At 71.6% G+C, this 7115-nt stretch carries 5 protein-coding genes; all 5 read left to right on the forward strand.

Annotated features, from left to right (window positions below; translation table 11 throughout):
- Window positions 1-10 precede the first annotated feature (10 nt).
- Window positions 11-1459, forward strand: coding sequence for a hypothetical protein (locus VLJ82_RS08280; protein WP_408662862.1), 1449 nt, complete (start codon window positions 11-13; stop codon window positions 1457-1459).
- A gap of 109 nt (window positions 1460-1568) precedes the next feature.
- Window positions 1569-4262, forward strand: a complete 2694-nt coding sequence (gene ppdK, locus VLJ82_RS08285) for a pyruvate, phosphate dikinase (RefSeq protein ID WP_408662863.1) — start codon at window positions 1569-1571, stop codon at window positions 4260-4262.
- Between the two features lie 30 nt (window positions 4263-4292).
- Window positions 4293-4802 carry a YbjN domain-containing protein gene (locus VLJ82_RS08290; RefSeq protein ID WP_408662864.1) on the forward strand — a complete coding sequence of 170 codons (510 nt, stop codon included), beginning with the start codon at window positions 4293-4295 and terminating at the stop codon, window positions 4800-4802.
- 8 nt (window positions 4803-4810) lie between these two features.
- The gene (locus VLJ82_RS08295; RefSeq protein WP_408662865.1) at window positions 4811-6109 is read left to right on the forward strand and encodes a deoxyguanosinetriphosphate triphosphohydrolase; all 1299 of its coding nucleotides are present in this window, start codon (window positions 4811-4813) and stop codon (window positions 6107-6109) included.
- 67 nt (window positions 6110-6176) lie between these two features.
- The coding region (gene dnaG / locus VLJ82_RS08300; protein WP_408662866.1) for a DNA primase at window positions 6177-7115 on the forward strand (939 nt) is incomplete at its 3' end.

Below are 7115 nucleotides of genomic sequence, written 5' to 3' on the forward strand. Positions count from 1 at the left end.
CGCTGACCGCATGGATCTCGAGAGCGGCGCGGGCCTGCTGCACCGGCTGACCTGCTACACCCCCGACCAGGACTGGGACGTGCCGGTCGACGACCCCCGGCTCCGGCACGACCTGGAACCGAACGACCTGGAGACCATCCCGCCGCCGGTCAAGCAGTACGGCGCCGGCCTGCCGGTCATCGCGTTGCCGCGCGAGCTGCCGGACCCGGGCGTCAGCGCCGCCGCGGTGCTGGCCGGCGTCCCGGCTCCGCGCCAGCCCCTCGACGCCGCGCAGCTCGGCCGGATCCTCTACTTCGGCGCGGGCGTGGTCCGGACGTCGGACCGCAACGGGCGCACGTTCCTGTTCCGGGCTGCGGGCTCGGCCGGCGGCCGGTTCCCGCTGGAGGTCTATGCCAGCACCCGCGACATCGAAGGGGTGCCGGACGGCGTGCACTGGTACGACCCGGTCGAGCATGCCCTGGTGCAGGTCGGTCCCGCGCCGGACGGCGAGGCCAGCACGCTGGTGGTCACCGGGATTCCGTGGCGGACCGGGTGGCGCTACGCCGAGCGGGGCTGGCGGCACCTGTACTGGGACGCCGGCACCGCGCTGTCCCAGCTGATCGCCGCGGCCGACAGCATCGGCGCCGGGCCTCGGCTCCGCACCCGGTTCCCGGATGCCGCGATCGCCGGCCTGGTGGGCGCCGACGGCGTGCACGAGTACCCGCTCGCGCTGGTGAGCCTCGGCGACGGGACGCCGGCCACCCGGGCAACCGGTCCGGCCACCCCCGGCAGCCTGCCCGCGGTCGAGTTTCCGCTGTGCACGCAAGCCCAACGGGCCGGCGACAGCGACTCCGACGGCCCGGCGTGGCCGGTCGGCCCGGTGCTGGCCAGCACCTCTGAATCAGTCCCCGACTCACCCGGGCTGGACGAGGTGATCCTGCGGCGCGGCTCGCAGCGGCTGATGGACCGCAACGTCGAACTGCCGCGCCGGCTGCTGGACTGGCCGATGCGCGCGGCGATGCGCGGCATCGAGGTGCCGCACTGGGTGGTGGTGCACGGGGTGGCCGGCACCGCCCCCGGCATCTACCGCTGGCCCGACCTCGACACCCCGCAGCGGCAGGCCGAGCTGCGCGACGAGCTGTTGCGGGTCTGCCTGGACCAGTACCTGGCCGCGGATGCCGGCTACGTGGTGATCGGCGCGATCGACGGCGCCGAGCTGGACGACCGGGGTTACCGGGAGGCCCAGCTGGCGGCCGGCCTGGTCGAAGGACGGCTGCACCTGGCGGCGTACGCGCTCGGGGCGACCGCGTCCGGCATGACGTTCGCGGACAGCGAGATGCCGGCACTGCTCGGCAGGTCCGAGGATCTGGTGACGCTGCTGCTCACCTGCGTCGGGGTCGGCGAGTACGCGTCCCGGCCGGGCGGGATGCCGGGTGCGCCGGTCGAGGTTCGCAAGGTCAAGGAGCGGATCAAGGAGTGAGCCGGTGTGTCGTGAGCCTCCTCGTACCGGCACGTGCAGACCGCAACCGCTTACGCCCCCTATGGTGCGAGGGAACGACTCTCCGTCTCACAACGTGGTGGTGTGCGCGATGACCAAGTTCGTCTATGACTTCGCCGAGGGCAACAAGGACCTCAAGGACCTGTTGGGCGGCAAGGGGGCCAACCTCGCCGAGATGACCAACATGGGCCTGCCGGTGCCGCCCGGCTTCACCATCACCACCGAGGCCTGCCAGACCTACCTGGCCACCGGCCGCCAGCCCGCCGAGATGGCCGAGGAGGTGTCCGAGCACCTGGCCGCGCTGGAGCGGACCATGGGCAAGAAGCTCGGCCAGACCGACGACCCGCTGCTGGTCTCGGTCCGCTCCGGGGCCAAGTTCTCCATGCCGGGCATGATGGAGACCGTCCTCAACGTCGGGCTGAACGACCAGTCGGTGCGCGGCCTGGCCGCGCAGGCCGGCAACGAACGGTTCGCCTTCGACTCCTACCGCCGGCTGATCCAGATGTTCGGCAAGACCGTGCTCGGCATCGACGGCGAGCACTTCGAGGGCGCCCTGGAGGCCGCCAAGGAGGCCCGCGGCACGCACAACGACCTCGACCTCGACGCCGAGGACCTGCGCAAGCTGATCGAGACCTACAAGCAGGTGGTGGTCGAGTTCGCTGGCCGGGAGTTCCCGCAGGACCCGCGCGAGCAGATGGATCTGGCCGTCCGGGCGGTCTTCGACTCCTGGAACGCCCCGCGCGCGGTGCTCTACCGGCGGCAGGAGCGGATTCCGGCCGACCTGGGCACCGCGGTGAACATCGTCGCCATGGTGTTCGGCAACCTGTCCGACGACTCCGGCACCGGGGTGGCCTTCACCCGCGACCCGGCCTCCGGCGCCAAGGGCGTCTACGGCGACTACCTGGCCAACGCGCAGGGCGAGGACGTGGTGGCCGGCATCCGCAACACCCTGGCGCTGGCGGACCTGGAGCGGCTGGACAAGAAATCCTACGACGAGCTGATGGGCATCATGGCCCAGCTCGAGGAGCACTACCGCGACCTGTGCGACATCGAGTTCACCATCGAGCGCGGCAAGCTGTGGATGCTGCAGACCCGGGTCGGCAAGCGCACCGCCGGCGCGGCGTTCCGGATCGCCACCCAGCTGATCGACGAAGGGCTGATCGACGAGCGGGAGGCGCTGCGCCGGGTCACCGGTGCCCAGCTCGCTCAGCTGATGTTCCCGCACTTCGACGAGACCGGGGCGCACAAGAAGATCGCCCAGGGCATGAACGCCTCGCCCGGCGCGGCGGTGGGCAAGGTGGTCTTCGACTCCTACACCGCGGTCAAGTGGTCCCGGTCGGGGGAGAAGGTCATCCTGGTCCGGCGCGAGACCAACCCGGACGACCTGAACGGCATGATCGCCGCGCAGGGCATCCTGACCAGCCGCGGCGGCAAGACCAGCCACGCCGCGGTGGTGGCGCGCGGCATGGGCAAGACCTGCGTGTGCGGCGCCGAGGCGATCGACGTCGACACCAAGGCCAGGCACTTCACGCTGCGCGACGGCTCGGTCTACCCCGAGGGCACGATGGTCTCGATCGACGGCACCACCGGCGAGGTGTTCCTCGGCGAGGTGCCGGTGGTGGACTCGCCGGTGGTCCGGTACTTCGAGGGCGAGCTGGACCCGGAGGCCGACGAGGCCGACGATCTGGTGAAGGCGGTGCACCGGCTGATGAAGGTGGCCGACGGCAACCGCCGGATGGCGGTGCGGGCCAACTCCGACACCGAGGAGGACTCGGCCCGGGCGCGGCGGTTCGGCGCCCAGGGCATCGGCCTGTGCCGTACCGAGCACATGTTCCTGGGCGACCGCCGGCAGCTGGTCGAGGCGCTGATCCTGGCCGACACCGACGACGAGCGGGAGCGGGAGCTGGCCGAGCTGCTGCCGCTGCAGCGCGAGGACTTCAAGGGCATCTTCGAGGCGATGGACGGCCTGCCGGTGACCATCCGGCTGCTGGACCCGCCGCTGCACGAGTTCCTGCCCAACATCACCGAGCTCTCGGTACGGGTGGCGGTGGCGGAAGCCCGCGGCGAGCCACGCGAGGGCGACCTGCGGATGCTGCAGGCGGTGCACAAGCTGCACGAGCAGAACCCGATGCTGGGACTGCGCGGGGTGCGGCTCGGCCTGGTGATTCCCGGCCTGTTCGAGATGCAGGCCCGGGCCATCCTGGAGGCGGCCGCCGAGCACCAGAAGAACGGCGGCGTGCCCCGGGTGGAGATCATGGTTCCGCTGGTAGGCGCGGTACAGGAGTTCGAAGCGATCAAGGAGGACATCATCGGGGTCGGCGCCGAGGTGCGGGCCGAGACCGGCCAGCACCTGGAGTTCCTGATCGGCACCATGATCGAGCTGCCCCGGGCGGCGCTCACCGCCGGCCAGATCGCCGAGTCGGCCGAGTTCTTCTCCTTCGGCACCAACGACCTGACCCAGACCACCTGGGGCTTCTCCCGCGACGACGTGGAGGCGGCGTTCTTCAGCCACTATCTGGAGAAGGGCATCTTCGGGGTGAGCCCGTTCGAGTCGCTGGACCGGGAGGGCGTCGGCGAGCTGGTGAAGATCGGCGCCGAGCGCGGCCGGGCGGTCCGGCCGGGCCTGAAGCTGGGCGTCTGCGGCGAGCACGGCGGCGATCCGGAGTCGGTGCACTTCTTCGACGCGGTGGGCCTGGACTACGTGTCCTGCTCGCCGTTCCGGGTGCCGGTCGCGCGGCTGGAGGCGGGCCGGGCGAACCTGGGGTCGAGCAGCGAAACCCGCTGACCGGCGCCTGATTCCGGTAGCCTCGACGGCGTGTCCGGTCGTCTGAGAATCATCGCCGCCTCGGCCGTGACGGCAGCCCGGACGGCTCTCGAGCGCCGCTCGGCCGACCCGCCGATCGGTCGCCGGGAGGGGCCGACGGTGCTGCCGGACAACAAGGTGCTGCAGTCCATCCTGAAGGAGTACTCGCTGCACTCGGTGATCGACGACGACGGCGATCTGGCGGTGCGCTGGGACAACTTCAGCATCTACTTCTTCCACTACGGCCAGGACAACGAGGTGCTGCAGGCCCGGCTCTACCTCAACCGGCGGTTCGAAGTGGAGCTGCGGCCAGCCCTGGCGCTGGTGCTGGACGACTGGAACCGCAGCAAGCTGTTCCCCAAGGCCTACACGGTGCTTCCCGACGACGGCCTGGTGGGGATCTGCGCCGAGCAGGCCTTCGACTTCGAAGGCGGGATCAGCCGGCAGCAGCTGAAGTTCACCGTCGGCATGTGGTTGCAGAGCCTGCAGCAGTTCGCCGACTGGACCGAGGAGCACGTCTGAGCGGCAGCGTGGACGAGAGTTACCGCTACGGCGCGGCCGACCGGGCCCGCTTGTTGCCGGAGAGCGACAAACGGGCTCAAGTTCAGGTCGAGGGTCAGCTCGACCGGGGCGCCTTCCAGCGCGACCGGGCCCGGGTGCTGCACTCGTACTCGTTCCGCCGGCTGGCCGACAAGACCCAGGTCGTCACCCCCGGCCAGGACGACTTTCCGCGGACCCGGCTGACCCATTCGCTGGAGGTGGCCCAGATCAGCCGCGAGATGGGGGCCGCGCTCGGCTGCGACCCCGATCTCACCGACGCCGCCGGGCTGGCGCACGACCTGGGCCACCCGCCGTTCGGGCACAACGGCGAGGACGCCCTGAACGAGGCCGCCAAGGACTGCGGGGGATTCGAGGGCAACGCCCAGACGCTGCGCATCCTGACCCGGCTGGAGGCCAAGGCGGTCACCTCGGACGGCAGCTCGGCGGGGCTGAACCTGACCCGGGCGAGCCTGGACGCGGTGTGCAAGTACCCGTGGGCAGCGGGCGCGGCGGGCGCGGCCGGTGCAGACGCTGGTGGCTCCGGGAAGTTCGGGGTGTACGCCGACGACCGGCCGGCCTTCGACTGGCTGCGCAACGGCCGGCCGGACGGGCAGCGCTGCCTGGAGGCCCAGGTGATGGACTGGGCCGACGACGTCGCCTACTCGGTGCACGACGTGGAGGACGGCGTGCACTCCGGGCACATCCGGCTGGCAATGTTGACCGACCCGGATTCCGAGACCGAGCAGCAGGCGCTGTGCGAGCAGGCCAGCCGGTTCTACTCGCCGCTGGCGCCCGACCTGCTGCGTCCGGCGCTGGCCGACCTGCTGCGGCTGCCGGCGCTGGCCGACCTGACCGGCTACGACGGTTCCTACGCCGCCCAGTCGATGGCCAAGCGGGCCACCAGCGAGCTGACCGGACGGTTCGTCACCGCCGCCGTCCGGGCCACCCGCGACCGCTACCCGGACGGCCCGCTGGGCCGCTACCGCGCCGAGCTGGTGGTGCCGGAGCGGGTACGTGCCGAGTGCGCGCTGCTCAAGGCCATCGCCTACCGCTACGTGATGCGCCGGCCCGGCGTCGAGGCCCAGCTGACCCGGCAGCGGGGCATCCTCACCGACCTGGTCGAGGTGCTGCTGGAGCGCGGCGAGCCGGCGCTGTCGCCCACCCTGCGCGACAGCTGGCGGCAGGCGGACGACCAGGCCGGCCGGCTGCGGGTGGTGATCGACCAGGTCTCCCAGCTGACCGACTCCTCGGCGCTGGCCTGGCACCGCCGGCTGGTGACCGGCGGCTGACGGATCTCTGCTCGTAACGTCCGGGCACTCGGACTCGGCCCGTCAAACTTACACATAGACTCGCCGCATGGCCGGCCGGATACGCGACGAGGACATCGCCGCCGTCCGGGAACGGGCCAGCATCGCCGACGTGATCGGCCAGTACGTCGAGCTGCGCAACGCCGGCGGCGGCAACCTCAAAGGCATCTGCCCGTTCCATGACGAGAAGTCCCCGTCGCTGTCGGTGTCGCCGTCCCGCGGGCTGTTCCACTGCTTCGGCTGCTCGGCCGGCGGTGACGTGATCCGGTTCGTCGAGCGGATCGAGCACCTGTCCTTCAGCGAGGCGGTGGAGAGCCTGGCCGGCCGGGCCGGCATCCAGCTGCGCTACGCCGACGGTGGCTCCAGCCCGCACCGGCCGTCCGGGCAGCGGGCCCGGCTGGTCGAGGCGCACGCGCTGGCCGCGGCCTTCTACGCCGAGCAGCTGGCCGGCCCCGAGGCGAAAGCGGCGCGCGAGTTCCTGGCCGGCCGCGGCTTCGACGCCGCGGCCAGCACCCAGTTCGGCTGCGGCTACGCCCCGGGCGGCTGGGATGCCCTCACCAAGCACCTGCTCGGCCGGGGCTTCAAGCCGGCCGAGCTGACCCTGGCCGGGTTGTCCCGGGAGTCCGCCCGCGGCTCGCTGGTCGACCGGTTCCACCGCCGGCTGCTGTGGCCGATCCGCGACGTCGGCGGCGAGGTGGTCGGCTTCGGGGCTCGCCGGATTCACGACGACGACAAGATCGAGGCCAAGTACCTCAATACCCCCGAGACCCCGATCTACAAGAAGAGCCAGCTGCTCTACGGCATGGACGTGGCCAAGCGCGAGATCGCCCGGCAGCGCCAGGCGGTCATCGTGGAGGGCTACACCGACGTGATGGCCTGCCACCTGGCCGGGGTGACGACCGCGGTGGCCACCTGCGGCACCGCCTTCGGCGGCGAGCACGTCAACGTGATCCGGCGGCTGTGGTCGACCAACAGCGCCGAGGAGGCG

Origin of the sequence: Jatrophihabitans sp., assembly GCF_035474675.1 — a bacterium.
In the GTDB taxonomy this organism is placed as follows: domain Bacteria; phylum Actinomycetota; class Actinomycetes; order Mycobacteriales; family Jatrophihabitantaceae; genus Jatrophihabitans_A.